Raw genomic sequence first — 16,041 nt, forward strand, 5'->3', positions numbered from 1 at the left:
CGACCGCGGCCACCAGGTCCGGGCGTTGCTCGGCGAGCGCGGTGGCGACCGCCCCACCGCTGGAATGGCCGACCGCGATGACGCGCTCGACGCCGCGCGGATCCAGCGCGGCACCGACTCGGCGCGCCTGGTCGGAAACCGTGTAGCTCGCGTCCCCCAGTCCGGCCGACTGGCCGCACCCGAGCAGGTCGACCCGGATAACGCGATGGGATCCGGTCAGCAGCGGGACCATCGGATCCCACGACCGGCCCGACGCGGCGGTGCCGTGAATGAGCAGCAGTGCCGGGGCGTCGCGCGGGCCGTCCTGACTCACGTAGATCTCACCGCCGATCGACTTGTCGACACCGCGTAACTCGTTGTTGGAAATAGTCATACCCGCACTATCGCTGCGGCTGGGTGCCGGTGGATTGGATAAATGTTCCGGCCCGTCGGCGTGCGTAGCATGACGGAATGAGGTCCGATGTTGCCGGGCGCGGCGGGGTGGTGCTGTGGGACATCGCCTGCCCGAGGCAGTCGAGTCGCCTGCCCGGCGTCACCATGGCCGGGTTCGGCGACCGTGGCATCACCCCGCCCGATCTCCGGCTGATCCCGCATCCGGCCGTGACGCTGGTGCTCGTGTTCGGCGGCAGCATCGCCTTGCAGGATCCGGCCGGACGGCAGCGCCGGGGCAGCCTAGCCATCGCGCCTGGTTTCGGCGAGGTGTTGCACGCGCTGCGGGTGGAGGCCTTCGACTGTCTGCAGGTGCGCCTGTCGCCGGTGGTCGCGCACGCCGTTCTGGGCCCAGCGGCGGCCGAACTGGGCAAATCTGTGGTGACCCTCGACGACCTGTTGGGCCGCGAGGCGACCCGGCTCTGCGAGCAATTGGACGAAATCCCTTCCTGGAGCGATCGTTTCGCGTGGACCGACGCGTGGCTCGCCCGGCGATACGCGACGGCGGCGCCGGTGTACCCCGAGGTGGCGTGGGCCTGGCACCGAATGGTCGCCGGTCGCGGAATGGATCGGATCGAGGAACTGGCGGCCGAGCTCGGCTGGAGCCGCAAACGCCTGTGGTCCCGATTCCAGTCTCAGCTGGGCCTGCCGCCCAAGCGTGCCGCGAAGCTGATCCGCTTCGACCATGCCGTGCACAGTTTGGTCGCGGGTCGGCTCCCGGCCGCGGTCGCCGCCGAGGGCGGCTACACCGACCAGTCCCACCTCCATCGTGATGTCATGGCGTATACGGGATTGACTCCGGCAACCGTGGTCAACGAGCCCTTCCTCGCCGTCGACGACATCGCCTGGGGCTGGCCCAGATCATCGCATCGTCCCAATAGATCACCGAGAGTTGTTGGGAGAATAGGGCTTTCGGGTACGCCGCCGATGCCTGGCAGCTGATCGGGTCGCACACACCTCGGCGCGTGCATCCGCCTCAGGAACGGTACGCGCGGAGGCCGTCGACGAGGATCGACAGCAACCGCGGCCCTCGTACGTCGAGTTCGGCGTCATCCAGCCGCGACAACCAGCTCATGAGCACGATGACGTCGCGGGCTTCGGCGTCGGCGCGGATGCTGCCGTCCGAGCGACCGGCCGCGAGCAACGATTCCACCGCCGCGCCGATCGGGCCGAGGCTGTGGGCGGTGAGGTCACGCCAGGTCGCCGCCTCGACGGCGGCGAACACGTCACGCTTGATCCGGGCGTAGGCGGCGACGCGATCGAACCACGCGGCCAGCGCGTCCAGCGGCCGGTGCGTTGCCAGCAGGCGTGGAGCGGCGGCAACCAGCTCTTCCACCTCATGGCGATACACCTCGACGAGCAGGTCCTCGCGGGTCGGGAAGTGCCGGTAGAGCGTGCCCTGCCCGATGCCACAGGCCTTCGCGACCGCATTGAGTTTCAGCTCTCCCGGCTCGCGCACGAGATCGCGGGCCGCTCGCAGGATCAGTTCGCGGTTGCGTTGCGCGTCCGCACGCCGCGTGCCACGACTCTTGACAGAAGCGGACATCTGTCCGCTAAGGTCTTCAGGGTAACCGGACATGTGTCCACTATAGACGGAGGATCCTCGTGACCATTCACGGCAAGGTCGTCGCCATCACCGGCGCCAGCAGCGGAATCGGCGAAGCGACCGCCCGCCACCTCGCCGCACTCGGCGCGGCCGTCGTACTCGGCGCCCGCCGCACCGATCGGCTGGACCAGCTGGTCGCCGAGATCGAAGCCGCCGGTGGGCGAGCGGCCGCCACGCGCGTCGACGTCACCGATCCCGAAGACCTCCGGTCGCTCGTCAACGCCGCAGTCGACCGTTTCGGAAGTCTGGACGTCCTGGTTGGCAACGCCGGGATCAGCAAAATCAGCGCCGTTGCCGACTTGGACGTCGAGGGCTGGTCGGCGATGGTCGACGTGAACGTCAAGGGAATCCTGCACGGGATCGCCGCCGCGCTGCCGGTATTCCGGCGCCAGGGCAGCGGTCACCTCGTCACCGTCGTCTCGACCGCCGGCCTGAAGATCGTCCCCACCCAAGCGGTGTACGCGGGTACGAAAAACGCGGTGCGCACCCTACTCGAGGGCCTGCGACAGGAAAGCACCGACGGGGTGCTGCGCACGACCTCGATCTCTCCGGGCTATGTCCGCACCGAACTCGTCGACAACGCCATCGACGACCCGGCCGTGCGCGAGCAGGTCAAGCAGAACATGGCCGATCTCGGTATCGATCCCACGGCGGTGGCTCGGGCGATCGCCTTCGCGATCGACCAACCCGACGACGTGGAAATCGGGGACCTGACGATTCGGCCGACGCGCCAGGGCTGAGCCGCTCACTCCTCGGGACGACCGGGGTGATGGAAAGTTTTCAAAGAAATCCGGGAGGGGGTGTCGGATCGGGGTGATGGTGTTCGTAGCAGTGGTGAGGCCGCCCAATGGGGGCGGCGCGAGCAAGGGATAACACCATGAGCACCACCTTCACCGTCGACTTCTTCTGCAGCCTCGACGGTTACGGCATGGCCAACGGCTGGCCCGGATACTGGGGTAAGGAAGGCCCCGAGATCATCGAGGACCGGGTGCGCACCTTCGCGCAGGACCAGGTGCTCGTGTTCGGCGCGACGACGTTCCGGCAGTTCCGGCACTTCGTGACCGCGTTCGACGAGCCCTACTACGACAGCCTGAACAAGCTGCCGAAGCTCGTGTTCTCCAGCACGCTCGAAGAGCCGCTCGGGTGGCAGAACTCGACGGTTCTCCACGAAGACGCGGTGACGGCGATCGAGCGCCTGAAGCGCACGACGGACGTGCCGATGCGTTCGCACGGCAGCATCTCGCTGAACCGTGCGCTGCTCGCCGCCGGCCTCGTCGACCGGCTCGAGGTCATCATGTTCCCCGCCATCTCGGGTCGCGCCGGCGAATCGGCTCTTCTGCACGGCGGGGCGGAGTTCGACCTGGAGCTCGTCGAGTCGACCGTGCTCGACGGCCAGACGCACAAGCTCGTGTACATCCCGCACCTGCACGGCGACATTCCCGAGGGCGCCGGGCCGCGGCGCCGGAACGCGAACTAGGGCAATTGCTCTCAATTGACCACAACTCTTTCGACACCACAGGAGATGATCTTCAAATGCAGTATCTGGTTTCCGTAATCGATGACAAGAGCACTCCCGGCAGCACCGACAGGCAGCCTGCCATCAGCGCGTTCAACGAACGACTGATCGCCGACGGCTACTGGGTTTTCGCGGGCGGACTCGCCGACACCGACACGGCCACGGTCATCGACAACCGGGGCGAGCAGGCGGTGTTCAGCGACGGACCGTTCGTCGAGTCGAAGGAGTACCTCGCCGGCGTCTGGGTGTGGGAGGCGCCCGATCTGGACGTGGCGCTCACGCTTGCCGCCGAGGCGTCCAAGGTGTGCGATCGCAAAATCGAGGTGCGGCCGTTCCAGTGAGCGACGTCGAAGAATCGATCACCCGGACCCACCACGACGAGTGGGCCCGGATAGTCGCCGGCCTGACCAGGCGCTTCGGCGACCTCGACATCGCCGAGGAAGCGGCGGCCGAGGCGTTCGCGACCGCCGTCGAGCGGTGGCCGGCCGACGGCGTGCCGCCCAACCCCGGCGCCTGGCTGACCACCACCGCCAACCGCAAGGCCATCGACCGGATCCGGCGCGAGAACAAGCGCGACGACAAGCACAAGGAGGCTCAGATGGTGTACGACGGCGACCCGCCCGAGCCTCTCGGCGTCATCGACGACGACCGGCTGCGGCTGATCTTCACCTGCTGCCACCCGGCGCTGGCGATGGAAACCCGCCTGGCGCTGACGCTGCGCATGGTCGGCGGTTTGACCGTGCCCGAGATCGCCCGCGCCTTCCTGGCCACCGAAAGTGCCATGGGGCAACGGATCACGCGTGCGAAAGCCAAGATCAAAGCGGCAGGCATCCCCTATCGGATGCCGTCCGCCGCGGACCTCCCGGCACGTGTCGCCGGCGTGCTCGTCGTCCTCTATCTCGTCTTCAACGAGGGCTATCTGGCGACCGGCTCCGACACCGATCCCGTCCGTCACGACCTGACCGCCGAGGCGATCCGGCTCACCCGCCTGATCCGTGCCCTCCTGCCGGAGGACGGCGAGGTGGCCGGGCTGCTTGCGCTGATGCTCCTGATCGAGGCCCGCCGCCCCGCCCGGGTCTCGGCCAGCGGCGAACTGGTCGCCCTCGACGAGCAGGACCGCGGGGCCTGGGACCAGGCGCTGATCGCGGAAGGCCACCGGCTGGTGCGCGAGCGCCTGGCCGCTGCCGCCACCGGAGTTGCTCCGGGTCGCTACCAGATCCTCGCCGCGATCAACGCCGTACACACCTCCGCACGCGACATTCGCGACACCGACTGGTCCCAGGTCCTAGCCCTCTACGACCAGCTCGTCCGGCTCGACCCGTCGCCGATCATCGCCCTCAACCGGGCAATCGCCGTCGCCGAACTCGACGGCCCTGAGGTGGCACTCGCCACCGTCGACCGCCTCGAAAACAAGCTGGCCGACTATCACGCCTACCACGCCACCCGCGCCGACCTGCTGCGCAGGCTGGGCCGCAGTCAGCAGTCGCGTGCGGCGTACGACAAAGCCATCGAGCTGGCGGGCAACACCGCCGAGACCGCCTATTTGACCCGCCGCCGCGGTCAACTGGGGTGACGCCAACGGAATCCCGATTGTTCGTAGCGCTGAACGACGCTGGGCTGTCCCACCTGAGACTGCACCCCGTCGGAGAGTCCAGCGGAGTGATCCGCGGTCAGCACTGGACCGAAGGGTGCGTTTTCTCCGCAACGACCCGCACGCCCCGAAACCTGAAGCTTGCCGATCGATTGATGGATTCGTGTTTCGCTGCGGAGCTCAGCTGGCGGCGGGGTACACCTGAATGTCGCGGGTTACCAGCATCGGAATCACCGTGGCGATGCCGATACTGTGAAAGTGTTCGGTCTCGCGGTGGGCAGCGAAAGCGTCACTGTCAGCATATTTTTCGAGGCTGACGAACCGCTCCGGATGCTCCAGCGAACGGAATACCTCGTATTCGAGGCAGCCCGGTTCGGTTTTGCTGGCGTCGGACAGCAGGCGCAAGCGGCGTTCCAGTTCATCGGCATCCTCGGCGGTCGCCGATACGCGCGCGACAACGACTATCTCGGTCATCGGGTCCGCTCAGGGCAGGGCGTTGATGAGCTTGTCGAGCTCGACACGGGGGCCGGTGAAGAAGGGGACCTCTTCGCGGACGTGCAGGCGGGCGTCGGTGGCGCGCAGGTCGCGCATCAGGTCGACGATGCGGTGCAGTTCCGGGGCCTCGAAGGCGAGGATCCATTCGTAGTCGCCGAGGGCGAACGAGCTGACCGTGTTGGCGCGCACGTCCGGGTAGCCGCGGGCGGCCTTGCCGTGGTCGGCGAGCATCTTGCGGCGCTCCTCGTCGGGCAGCAGGTACCACTCGTAGGAGCGAACGAACGGGTACACACAGATGTAGTTGCCCGGCTCTTCACCCGTCAAGAAAGCCGGCAGGTGACTCTTGTTGAACTCGGCGGGGCGGTGCAGCGCCGCGTTGCTCCAGACCGGCGCGCTGGCCCGGCCGAGCTCGGTGGTCCGCCGGAAATCCGCGTAGGCGGCCTGCAGGTCCTCGATGCGGTCGGCGTGCGTCCAGATCATGAAATCGGCGTCCGCGCGCATCCCCGCCACGTCGTACACACCGCGCACCACCACGTCACGATCGGCGAGCCCCTCGAAGAACGCCCGCGCCTCCTTGATCGCCGCCGCCCGATCCTCGCCGAGCACCCCCGGCTGCACCTGGAACACGGAGAACATCAGGTAGCGAATAGTCGAGTTGAGTTCCTGATAATCGAGTCGCGCCATACCACCTATCGTGCCACTCGCTGGGTGACGGACGTTTCTCGGTCCGGGTCCTGAACTGAGTACTCGCGGATCATCGGCCCACCGGCAATGCGACAGCGACTGATCCGACACAGAGCCACCTGCCTATCAACAGCGCCCAGCTGCCGTTCGACTCACCACGAACGTGCTTGCGCCGGCTCGGTCACGGTGGGGAAGCAACGGCATGGCGCCGCCTTCCGACGCGACACGACGACGAACCTTCCAGCGCAGCGCCCTGACGGCCAGATGGGCGCGGAGCGGGCCGAAACAGCTTGCGGCAGCAGCGATGATGCCGACCGAGGCAACACCGTAACAGCCAGGTAGCCGCTGGACAGTCCGAATCAGCTTGCAGCAGAGACGAAACGGTATGGCGACGCCGCCCGCCGCAGCACCGTGACGACCAGAGATGGCCGGGGTAGTCCGAATCAGCCTGCAGCCAGCGGCGAAACGATGCGCCCCCCGGCAACACATCGACAGCCAGATAGACGCCAGGCAGGCCGAACCAGCCTGCGGCAGAGGCGATGCGGCAGGCAACGCCTCACCTGATTCGGAACAAGCGGGCGCCGATAGCGCGCGGGCGTCTTCGAGGCCGAATCAGTTTGCGGTAGCAGCGATGCGGTGAGCGGAGGCGACACGGGCGGGGACGCCGACGTCGCGGAGGCAGGGAAGCCCGCGAGGGCGAGGCCGTCGAGAGGGCGACTGCCGAATCGCCAACGGCGATGCGGTCAGTATGGCCGGGCGTGTACTGGGGAGGCCATCGCGCCAGCGTTGGACGCGATCGAATCAGCTTGCAGCAGGGACGAAACGATGTGCCGACGCCAACCGAGGCAACACATCAACGGCCAGATGGGCGCCCGACAGACCGAATCAGCTTGCGGCAGAGGCGATGCGACAGGCAGCGCAGGACCTGATGCGGAACGGGCAGGGAGCCGCCAGCGCGCGAGTGCCTGCGAGGACGAATCAGTTTGTGGCAGTGGCGATGCGGTGGGCGGCGGTGTTTCCAGAGGCGACGCAGGCGGGGACGCCGACGCCGTGGAGGTAGGCGCCTGCGAGGGCGAGGCCGGTTAGGGGGGCGACTGCTGATTCGATGGCGGCGATGCGGTCGGTGTGGCCGGGGGCGTATTGCGCGAGGCCGCCGCGCCAGCGTTGGACCACGGCGGAGAGGGGGTTGATGGGGACGCCGGTGACGGTGGCCAAGTCCTCGGTGGCGGCGGTGATCAGGTCGGCGTCGGACCAGGACAGGGTGGAGTCGTCACCGAACTTGCCGAATGAGGCTCGAACCAAAGCTGTTTCGCGTTGGGCGAGGTGGGTCCATTTGCGGCTGGACAAGGTGAATGCCTTGGCGCGCAACGGTTCGCCGGTGGCTACCAGGATGCCGGAGTTCTGGGGAAGTGCGGTATCGCGTGGAAGGGCAAGGGCGACAACGACGGACGAGGACAGCTCGATACCGGCCAGCGGTGCGGCGGCGTCGGGCGCGACCGTGCCGAGCAGGCGGGCGGTCACCGGGGCAGGCGTGGCGAGCACGACCGCGTCGACAGCGCCGATCGGGTCGACGACCCAGCCGCGCAACCCACGGGCAAGCCGGGTGGCCGGTGTCGCGGTGACCAACTTCGCACCGGAGCGCGCCGCCAACGCTTCCAACAGCACCCGATATCCGTCCCGGAGCCCACCGAACACCGGAGCGTTCGACGGTGGCGGCAGCGCGACGGACACCGCATGGGTGAGGCTGGGCGCACCGTCGTCCAACGCGGCGGCCAGGGTCGGCAGCGACGCGCGCACCCCGATCGAGCGGGAACTTCCCGCATACACCCCGCCGAGCAACGGATCCACACTCCGCTCAGCCACCTGCGTACCGAACCGGTCGGCGACCAACGAGTACACGTCGATATCCGCGCCGGGCTCCCAGGCCAGCGGCCGCCGTGACTCCCCCGCGATCCGCTCCATCGTCTCCGCATCGACCAATCCGCGCATCGACTCGGCATCCGTCGGAATCCCCATCAGTGTCCGCTCCGGCATTGCGTGCGCCACGCCACCCGACCACACCAGCGGCCGCAGCCCGGCGGGCGTCACCAACTGCGTTTCGAGCCCCACCTCCCGCAGCAACCCCGGCACCTCGGGCCGCCGCCCGACGAACGCTTCCGCCCCGAGGTCCAAAGGCCCCCCGGCCACTTCACCGGTGTAAAGAATCCCGCCCACCCGTTCGGCCCGATCCAGCACCAGAATCTCGGCCGCGCCCCCGAGCAACACCCGCAACCGATAAGCAGCAACCAACCCGCTGATCCCACCACCGACGACCGCGATCCTCATGCCGTCGACGGTAACCCTCCGCCCTCCCCACACCCGCGACCGGTCCACCTCCGACGTGTGCACCGGCTGTGGCCCCGTTCGAACCAGCGCTCTGCCGACACAAATCCGCACCCACTCTCGGAAGCCGCACTCAACTTTAGGACTCTATTGCCGGTGCGTATCCCGAGAGACAGTGCGGATCTGGATCCGATGGGCCGGTGTAACGCTAGAGCTGGCGGTCGCGGATGGCGGCGCGGTGGCGGCAACGTGCGAGTTCACCCGGTCCCCTTGATCATGCGGGGTCGGCTGGTCTGGTGCCGCTGATGGTGATGTCGGCGTGGGCTCGGGTGTTGTCCGCGGCAAAGTGGGTGTCTTCGTCGGCCATCCACTGTTCCCAGAGAGGTTGGGCGGAGGGGCCGTCGCGGTCGATACCGCGGGCCAATCGCAGGGGTCTTGGGGTGTCGATCCAGATGGATAGAGATAGGCGGGTGCGGACGGCAGCGCGGGCGGAGGACACGCCCTCCAGTACGACCACACCGCCGGGGGTGACCTCGTGCCATTCGGCCAGCGCTCGCCGATCCCAGTCGTAGCGCTGGTATCGGGCGAGCATGTTGCGGCCGAGCGGTTCGAGTACCTGGGTTTCCAGTCGCGGCCACCAGTTCAGGGTGTTGTCCCACGCGGCGAAACTGTCGGTCGGCACTACCGGCGCGTCGAGTTCGCGCGCGAGTTGTGCGGCGAGCGTTGACTTTCCGGCGCCGCCGGGCCCGTCGACCGCAACCAACCTGGTCGAACCGAGCCGCGGCTCGCTCGCGACCACGCGCGCGACGATCTCCGCGAGCACTACAGTGCGTGCACCAATTCGACCAACGCCGTGAGCACACCGGGGTCGGTATCGGGCAGCACGCCGTGGCCGAGGTTGAAGATGTGGCCCTTGGCGCCCAACGTGATCGCCTCGTCTGCCTCGGCGGCGATGCGCCGCGCTTCGGTGTCGACCGCGGCCGAGCCCGCGAAGAGCACGGCGGGATCGAGGTTGCCCTGCAACGCTTTTCCGGGTCCGACGCGGCGCACGGCATCGGTGAGCGGCACCCGCCAGTCGACGCCGACCACATCGGCGCCCGCCTCGCCCATCGCGCCGAGCAGTTCGCCGGTACCGACACCGAAGTGGATGCGCGGCACACCCGCGTCGGCGACCTCGGCGAAGACGCGTTCGGAGTGCGGCAGCACGAAGCGCCGGTAGTCGGCGAGGGAGAGCGCACCGGCCCAGGAGTCGAACAATTGGACCGCGTCGACGCCGGCGTCGAGTTGGGCCTGCAGGAAGGCGATGGTGATGTCGGTGAGCGCACCGAGCAGCGCGTGCCAGGTCTGCGGGTCGGCGTACATCATCGCCTTGGTGCGCTCGTGGTTCTTGCTCGGACCGCCCTCGACCAGGTACGACGCGAGCGTGAACGGCGCGCCCGCGAACCCGATCAGCGGCGTCTCGCCGAGCGCGTCGACCAGCAGCCGCACGCCGTCGGCGACCGCGCCCACCTCCTCCGGCCGCAGCCGCGGCAGCGCGCGCACATCATCGACGGTGCGCACCGGCGACGCGATGACCGGCCCGACGCCGGGCACGATATCGAGGTCGATCCCGGCGGCCTTCAGCGGAACGACGATGTCGGAGAACAGGATCGCCGCGTCCACGCCGTGCCTGCGGACCGGCTGCAGCGTGATCTCGCACACCAGCTCCGGATCGAAGCAGGACTCGAGCATGCCGACGCCCTTGCGCAGCTCGCGATACTCGGGCAACGACCGTCCGGCTTGCCGCATGAACCACACCGGACGCCTGCTCGGCGTCGCCCCGGTAGCGGCGGCAAGGAACGGGGCGTCGGTCAGGCGGCGGCGAGTATGAGTGCTCATCAATGCCCATCGTAAAGGGCCGCACCTCCTCATCGACCCGCACCCGACTCCGCCGAGCCACCTCGCCGGAAGACCACTTTCCGTAGCGCCCGACGCACAATCGCCGCACCCCATCCATCGAGCGAAAGCCCGCGGGTGAACCTCCACCGCCCGCGTCCGCTCGAGCCGACCGAACGCGACACGCCGAAGGGCGCAACGCGCGGAAGCACGGAATGGCCCGCGGACGCGGCGTCGATACAGCGGCGCGCCTCCGACTGTGCCGGGTGCACAAGGTCTACCGTCCCCTTCGTGACACCGCTCGACTTCCGCGACGGCGCCGCAGCGACCGAGGGACCCCATGGCGAGCCAGCTCAATTTCGCGCCGCGGTCGATGCGATGGGCACCGCTACCGTGCACCCTCGGATCGAGCTGGCGCCGATCCGCCCGCCGCAACGTCTGGCGCCCTATTCTTACGCACTCGGTGCTGAGGTAAAACACCCCGAAACCGGTGTCGTGCCGGTCGATTCGGAAGGCGACGCGTTCGGCAGGTTGATCCTGCTGCACGATCCGGACGGTGACGACGCCTGGCATGGCACGCTGCGGCTGGTCGCCTATATCCAGGCCGACATCGATGCCGCGCTGGCCAACGATCCACTGCTACCGGAGGTGGCGTGGAGTTGGCTGGTCGACGCGCTGGAGTCGCGCTCGGAACCGTTCACGGCGCTGGGCGGGACTGTGACCTCGACCAGTTCAGTGCGCTACGGCGACATCGCTGGTCCGCCGCGGGCCCACCAGCTCGAGTTGCGTGCCTCCTGGACCGCGATCACCAACGACATGCGCCCGCACGTGGAAGGTTTCTGCGAGGTACTCGCCTACGCGGCCGGTCTACCGCCGGCCGGTATCACCGAGTTGCAGATGCGTCCGGACCTCTCAAACGATCACCGGTAGCCGGGAAGACCAGCGGCCGACGCGGCGTTGAGGTAAACGAAAGCATCCATCGATTCCGCTGTTGTTCTCCCTCCCGACACACGGAAGCCCGATAGGACGACGACCGCTGCGGCACTGCACGTAAAGTTCAACAACATGTCCGTACCCGACGAATCCGAACCCACCGGCGCGCCACCCCTGCTCGCGCCGGTGGATGGCGTGCCTCCGGTACTGGACACCGCCGCTGCGATCACCGCGGCCGCCGCTCGTCTCGCCGCGGGCACCGGCCCGCTCGCCGTCGACGCCGAACGTGCCTCTGGTTTCCGATATTCGGCGCGCGCCTACCTGATTCAGCTCCGCCGCAACGGCGCGGGCACCTTCCTGATCGATCCGATCCCGGTCGCCGACGCGCTCGCGCCGCTGGCCGACGCGATCAACGATCTCGAATGGGTATTGCATTCGGCGGACCAGGATCTGCCGGGTCTCGCCGAGCTCGGCCTGCGTCCCCAGCGCCTCTTCGATACCGAATTGGGCGGGCGGCTGGCCGGTTTCGAACGCGTCGGCCTGGCCGCGATGGTCGAGAACCTGCTCGGCCACGCGCTACGCAAGGGGCACGGCGCGGCCGACTGGTCGACCAGACCGCTGCCCGACGAATGGCTCAATTACGCGGCGCTGGACGTCGAACTGCTCCTCGAGTTGCGCGACGCGGTCGCCGCAGACCTCGAGGCGCAAGGCAAAACCGATTGGGCGGCACAGGAATTCGAGCACGTCAGGACCGCGGAGCCTGCCCCGCCGAAGGCCGACCGGTGGCGGCGCACCTCAGGCATCCACAACCTGCGCCGGACCAGGCAACTGGCCGTTGTCCGCGAACTGTGGACCACCCGCGACAGCCTGGCCCGCGCCCGCGACGTCGCGCCCGCGCGCATCCTGCCGGACGCCGCGATCGTCGCGGCGGTGACCGCCGACCCGAAGACCATCGCGCAACTGCGCGCGCTGCCGGTGTTCGGCGGACCCCGCCAGCGCCGGTACTCCCGGGAGTGGCTGGCCGCCGTCGATCGCGGCCGGACCCTGGCCGACAGCGACCTACCCCCGCTCACCCAACCGTTCGACGGCCCGCCCCCGGTGAACCGCTGGGAGCGTCGCGACCCGGCCGCCGCGGCCCGGTTGACCCGCGCGCGCACGGCGATGGGTGAGCTGTCCACCGAGCATTCGATCCCCGTCGAGAACCTGCTCTCGCCCGACCTGGTCCGCCGCCTGTGCTGGGACGGACTGCCCGATTACGACCGCGTCCCCGACTCCCCCGACGACCTGGCCGCCGCCATCGACGGCTTCCTGAAGTCCGGCGGCGCGAGGCCTTGGCAGCGCGAGCTGGCCGTGCCGCACCTGACGGTGGCGCTGACCCCGAAACCCGCCGAGTAGCTCAGGCCGGGCTCGCCACCGCGTCTTCCTGTACCCGCTTGAAGATGCGCAGCCCCTCGTCCATGCCGCCGCCGAACGCGTCCGCGAGTTCCGCGGGCAGCACGTCGTGGATCCAGACGAAGCGGCTGTGCCCGTCGCCGTGCGGGAAGACCTGCATGGTGGCGTTGTTGTGCTCCGGCGTCACGCTGCCGCCGATGATCGAGTAGACGAAGCGGCGCTCGTCGTCGTCGATCGTGACGAGCCGTTCGCGCAGGTTGGTCCCATTGGCGAAATCCACCACGCGGACATCCGGCTCGACGAGCTTGCTGTCGACCGCATAGCCGGGTGCCATGCGGACCGGGCCTGCCGCGAAATCGCGGATGACCGCCCAGATGTTTTCGACGGGGACCTCGACGATGAGCTCTTTCTTGACCGATGCCATCAGGGGACTCCTTGCGTGTCATATCCGGATAACTACCGTGAGCAGAACGCTAGTTAGCTAACTAGCCATCGTCAATAGCCAGTTAAGGTGGTGTGGTGGACATCGGAACCGCCGCCGGGCCCGTGGCATTGCAGCGCATCGTGGACTACGTCAACACGCGGGGCGCGGACGGCGACGGCCTCGGCACGCCCGAACAGGTGACGAGCTGGCTGCACACGCACGACCTGCTCCCCGTCTGCGCGCAGGCCGGCACCGCCGACCGCGAGCGCGCCGTCTGGCTGCGTGAAGGTCTGCGGGCGCTCCTCGCTGAGAACAACGCCGAACCCGTCACCAGCCCACGCCCGGACGGTCTCGACCCTACGGCGCGAACACAACTCGCGACGCTGACCGCCGAGCTACCGCTGCACCTCGACGTGACCAGCGTGCCCCCGCGGCTGGTCCCCCAGTCCCGCGAGCCGGTCGATTACGCACTGGCCACCATGCTCGCCGACGTCGCGACGGCCGTCGCCGCGGGCTCCTGGCCGCGCCTCAAAGCCTGCCGAGAACCGAGCTGCCGCTGGGCTTTCTACGATCACTCCCGCAATCACGGTCGCACCTGGTGCTCGATGAACGTGTGTGGGAATCGTGTCAAAGTCCGAGCCTCGCAACGGCGACGGACGGCGCGCTAGCCGAAGATGTTCGGTGGAACGGCGTTACGCCCCGGCTCAGGTGTTGATGCCGAATCCGTCAGCGGGTTCGCACTGCCGCTCGCCAACTACGTCCGGCGGCAGCGACTCCCGACCCACCTAGGATCGCCGATGCCGAGGCGCCAGGCAGCCGCACTTCGCGCGCTCGAACACGAACGGCGGCAGCGACTTCCGCCTACCTCGCATCTTTGACGCCGAAGTCGTAGGCGGCCTCGAGCCAGCCCTCGTTCACGATGTGCTCGACGACCGAATCGTCGAGCACCCGAATCTGATGGGTCCACTTGCCCGGATACGTCTCCTGCACACCGAGGATCAGTGGATCCGATACCGGCTTACGCAGGTCGAGGGTGAGCATGAGGACATCCTCGGGCACCTTCTCGGCGCGCGGAGTCGGCCACAGCCACGCGAACTTTCGGTCCGCGCCGAAGGAGACCTGACTTTTGGTGACCGCCGTGCTGACCCCATCGAGCGCTTCGATCCGCGGTGCCAGACTGCGGAACAGGCGTAGCGCGTCGGGGCGTTCGGCGAACAGATTCTCGACCGTATGCTCGTCCATCCTTCGCATTATTGCCGAAGCAGGCGCTCGGACACCGCCGCTTGGAAGTGTGGGCAGGTGGTGAAGTCGACATGTTCACAGGCCATGGCATGCTCGATCATGTCCAGCGACGCTTGTGCGGTGGCGATGCGTGCCCGCAGTTCGCCCCGCTGCCTGCTGAGCACTGTCGAGCGGTTGGGCGTGGTGAGCATCGTGCGGATGTCGTCGAGGGTGAAACCGGCTTCCTTGGCGCGCAGGATCACCGCCACGCGGAAGACATCGTCCTCGTCATAGCGTCGCCGACCGGCCGAATCCCGTTGCGGCGTCACCAGACCCACGGACTCCCAATGCCGCAGCACATGCGTCGCCAAGCCGAATCGGGCGGCCACGGCCCCGATACCGCTCGCCGGATGGCTTGACTTCATGTCGACATTAAGTCGCACGATGGCCGCCATGTCTACCCTGATCGAGCGTCTCGACGCCGTTGATGCCGCACCCGGCGCCGCCGAACTCCGCGCCCATTCCTACGACCTGCTGCGCCTAGAACCCACCGTCCCGCCGGTGGGCGCCGACTCCAGCCGCGCTGCCACCGAAGTGGCCGGGCGAGGCAACTCTTCCGAAGGGCCGCGTTTAGGAGGGGCCGCCACCAAGGTCGAGTCCAATTCCCCCCGCGCCGCTACCCAACTGCGGGTAACCGGCCGAGGTAGCGCCGTCGATCGGCAGCGTTCCGACCCGGTCAGCACGGTGGTCGACGTCTACTCCGACCGCAGTCGCGACCCCGCTCGACCACGTCCCGACCCGATCGGCACCGTGATCGACGCCGACCCCGACCCCGGTCGCGCCCCCGATCGGCTGCCGCTGGGCCGGGCCGCCATTGTGGTGGATGTCGGCTGCGGGTCCGGGCGCGCCGTCGCGGAACTGGCCGGGCGAGGTGCCGTTCCGATCGGGATCGATCCGAGCGAGCAGATGATCGATGTCGCGCGAACTCGCTGGCCCGCATTGGATTTCCGCCTCGGCACCGCGGAAGCCCTTCCGCTGCCCGATGAATCGGTGTCCGCCTACCGCGCTGACAAGGTATTCCACGAAATCGCGGACCCCGCAGTGGCATTGACCGAGGCTCGGCGAGTACTTGCCCCAGGCGGCCGTATCGTCCTCCTAGGCCAGGATTGGGACGCCATCATCATCGACTCCGGCGACCCGTCGACCACCCGCACCGTCGTGCATGCCCGCGCCGACACGATCACCAGCCCGCGCTCCGCCCGCGCCTACCGGAACCTGCTGCTTGCCAACGGTTTCCACGACGTCACCGTAGAGGCACGTACGCCGATCTTCACCGACGAGCTCATGCTCCCGCTGCTGACCGGTCTTGCCGCGACCGCGGTCGCCAGCGATAACCTGGACAAGGACCGCGCCGATATCTGGGTGGCGGACCAGACCTCGCGCGCCCGATCGGGCCACCTCTTCGTGGCGATACCGCTGTTCATCGCAGCGGCGATGCGCCGCTGATGTCAGCCGCCACCGACAAATCCTCACCCCCGCAACCGCCAACGCAC

19 protein-coding genes are annotated in these 16,041 nt (G+C 68.2%); 9 read left to right on the top strand and 10 right to left on the bottom strand.

All coding sequences use genetic code 11. The features are described 5' to 3' along the window. The coding region (locus ACIBCN_RS42820) for an alpha/beta fold hydrolase (protein ID WP_396998414.1) at positions 1-373 on the bottom strand (373 nt) is incomplete at its 3' end. A gap of 77 nt (positions 374-450) precedes the next feature. Here ACIBCN_RS42820 and ACIBCN_RS42825 point away from each other — a divergent pair. After that, positions 451-1,371: a helix-turn-helix domain-containing protein gene (locus tag ACIBCN_RS42825; RefSeq protein ID WP_396998416.1), complete on the top strand. Its 921-nt coding sequence runs from the start codon at positions 451-453 to the stop codon at positions 1,369-1,371. A gap of 34 nt (positions 1,372-1,405) precedes the next feature. Here the strand turns inward: ACIBCN_RS42825 and ACIBCN_RS42830 are convergent, their stop codons facing one another. Continuing rightward, positions 1,406-1,975 (bottom strand): TetR/AcrR family transcriptional regulator, encoded by a 570-nt coding sequence (locus ACIBCN_RS42830; protein ID WP_396998418.1) that lies wholly within the window; start codon positions 1,973-1,975, stop codon positions 1,406-1,408. A gap of 59 nt (positions 1,976-2,034) precedes the next feature. Here ACIBCN_RS42830 and ACIBCN_RS42835 point away from each other — a divergent pair, with 59 nt between their 5' ends. The 4 genes from ACIBCN_RS42835 to ACIBCN_RS42850 all read left to right on the top strand — a co-directional run bounded on the left by ACIBCN_RS42835 (position 2,035) and on the right by ACIBCN_RS42850 (position 5,124). Further along, the gene (locus ACIBCN_RS42835) at positions 2,035-2,775 is read left to right on the top strand and encodes an SDR family oxidoreductase (protein ID WP_396998419.1); all 741 of its coding nucleotides are present in this window, start codon (positions 2,035-2,037) and stop codon (positions 2,773-2,775) included. 137 nt (positions 2,776-2,912) lie between these two features. Then, positions 2,913-3,512 (top strand): dihydrofolate reductase family protein, encoded by a 600-nt coding sequence (locus tag ACIBCN_RS42840; RefSeq protein WP_396998421.1) that lies wholly within the window; start codon positions 2,913-2,915, stop codon positions 3,510-3,512. Positions 3,513-3,568: 56 nt separating this feature from the next. Continuing rightward, complete coding sequence (locus tag ACIBCN_RS42845) at positions 3,569-3,892, top strand: YciI family protein (protein WP_396998423.1); 324 nt, start codon at positions 3,569-3,571, stop codon at positions 3,890-3,892. Next, complete coding sequence (locus ACIBCN_RS42850; protein ID WP_396998424.1) at positions 3,889-5,124, top strand: RNA polymerase sigma factor; 1,236 nt, start codon at positions 3,889-3,891, stop codon at positions 5,122-5,124. The genes ACIBCN_RS42845 and ACIBCN_RS42850 overlap by 4 nt, the downstream gene beginning before the upstream one ends. A 198-nt stretch (positions 5,125-5,322) precedes the next feature. Here the strand turns inward: ACIBCN_RS42850 and ACIBCN_RS42855 are convergent, their stop codons facing one another. The 5 genes from ACIBCN_RS42855 to hemE all read right to left on the bottom strand — a co-directional run bounded on the left by ACIBCN_RS42855 (position 5,323) and on the right by hemE (position 10,521). Then, entirely contained in the window at positions 5,323-5,616 is a 294-nt protein-coding gene (locus ACIBCN_RS42855) for a putative quinol monooxygenase (protein ID WP_396998426.1), read from the bottom strand. A 9-nt stretch (positions 5,617-5,625) separates the two neighbouring features. Then, a complete protein-coding gene (gene hemQ, locus ACIBCN_RS42860) occupies positions 5,626-6,321 on the bottom strand; it encodes a hydrogen peroxide-dependent heme synthase (protein ID WP_396998428.1) in 696 nt (231 codons plus the stop codon). A 978-nt stretch (positions 6,322-7,299) separates the two neighbouring features. Then, the gene (locus ACIBCN_RS42865) at positions 7,300-8,646 is read right to left on the bottom strand and encodes a protoporphyrinogen oxidase (protein WP_396998430.1); all 1,347 of its coding nucleotides are present in this window, start codon (positions 8,644-8,646) and stop codon (positions 7,300-7,302) included. Between the two features lie 271 nt (positions 8,647-8,917). Continuing rightward, positions 8,918-9,466: a uridine kinase gene (locus ACIBCN_RS42870; RefSeq protein WP_396998431.1), complete on the bottom strand. Its 549-nt coding sequence runs from the start codon at positions 9,464-9,466 to the stop codon at positions 8,918-8,920. After that, a complete protein-coding gene (gene hemE, locus ACIBCN_RS42875; RefSeq protein WP_396998433.1) occupies positions 9,466-10,521 on the bottom strand; it encodes a uroporphyrinogen decarboxylase in 1,056 nt (351 codons plus the stop codon). Before hemE ends, ACIBCN_RS42870 begins: the two co-directional genes overlap by 1 nt. Before the next feature lie 288 nt (positions 10,522-10,809). Between hemE and ACIBCN_RS42880 the strand changes: the two genes are divergently transcribed. Together ACIBCN_RS42880 and ACIBCN_RS42885 are read left to right on the top strand one after the other, a co-directional pair. After that, a complete protein-coding gene (locus tag ACIBCN_RS42880; RefSeq protein WP_396998435.1) occupies positions 10,810-11,448 on the top strand; it encodes a DUF3000 domain-containing protein in 639 nt (212 codons plus the stop codon). Positions 11,449-11,583: 135 nt separating this feature from the next. Further along, positions 11,584-12,846 (top strand): HRDC domain-containing protein, encoded by a 1,263-nt coding sequence (locus ACIBCN_RS42885; RefSeq protein WP_396998437.1) that lies wholly within the window; start codon positions 11,584-11,586, stop codon positions 12,844-12,846. 1 nt (position 12,847) lies between these two features. On the opposite strand, the gene ACIBCN_RS42890 is transcribed toward ACIBCN_RS42885, so the two are convergent. Then, positions 12,848-13,267 carry an SRPBCC family protein gene (locus ACIBCN_RS42890; RefSeq protein WP_396998439.1) on the bottom strand — a complete coding sequence of 140 codons (420 nt, stop codon included), beginning with the start codon at positions 13,265-13,267 and terminating at the stop codon, positions 12,848-12,850. Between the two features lie 95 nt (positions 13,268-13,362). Between ACIBCN_RS42890 and ACIBCN_RS42895 the strand changes: the two genes are divergently transcribed. Next, entirely contained in the window at positions 13,363-13,935 is a 573-nt protein-coding gene (locus tag ACIBCN_RS42895) for a CGNR zinc finger domain-containing protein (protein ID WP_396998440.1), read from the top strand. 193 nt (positions 13,936-14,128) lie between these two features. On the opposite strand, the gene ACIBCN_RS42900 is transcribed toward ACIBCN_RS42895, so the two are convergent. Together ACIBCN_RS42900 and ACIBCN_RS42905 are read right to left on the bottom strand one after the other, a co-directional pair. Beyond that, positions 14,129-14,509 carry a DUF5655 domain-containing protein gene (locus ACIBCN_RS42900; protein WP_396998442.1) on the bottom strand — a complete coding sequence of 127 codons (381 nt, stop codon included), beginning with the start codon at positions 14,507-14,509 and terminating at the stop codon, positions 14,129-14,131. 8 nt (positions 14,510-14,517) lie between these two features. Next, positions 14,518-14,913, bottom strand: coding sequence for a MerR family transcriptional regulator (locus ACIBCN_RS42905; protein WP_396998444.1), 396 nt, complete (start codon positions 14,911-14,913; stop codon positions 14,518-14,520). A gap of 28 nt (positions 14,914-14,941) precedes the next feature. Between ACIBCN_RS42905 and ACIBCN_RS42910 the strand changes: the two genes are divergently transcribed. Then, a complete protein-coding gene (locus ACIBCN_RS42910) occupies positions 14,942-15,994 on the top strand; it encodes a methyltransferase domain-containing protein (RefSeq protein WP_396998446.1) in 1,053 nt (350 codons plus the stop codon). Positions 15,995-16,041 lie beyond the last annotated feature (47 nt).

Origin of the sequence: Nocardia sp. NPDC051052, from assembly GCF_044456045.1 — a bacterium.
GTDB lineage: Bacteria > Actinomycetota > Actinomycetes > Mycobacteriales > Mycobacteriaceae > Nocardia.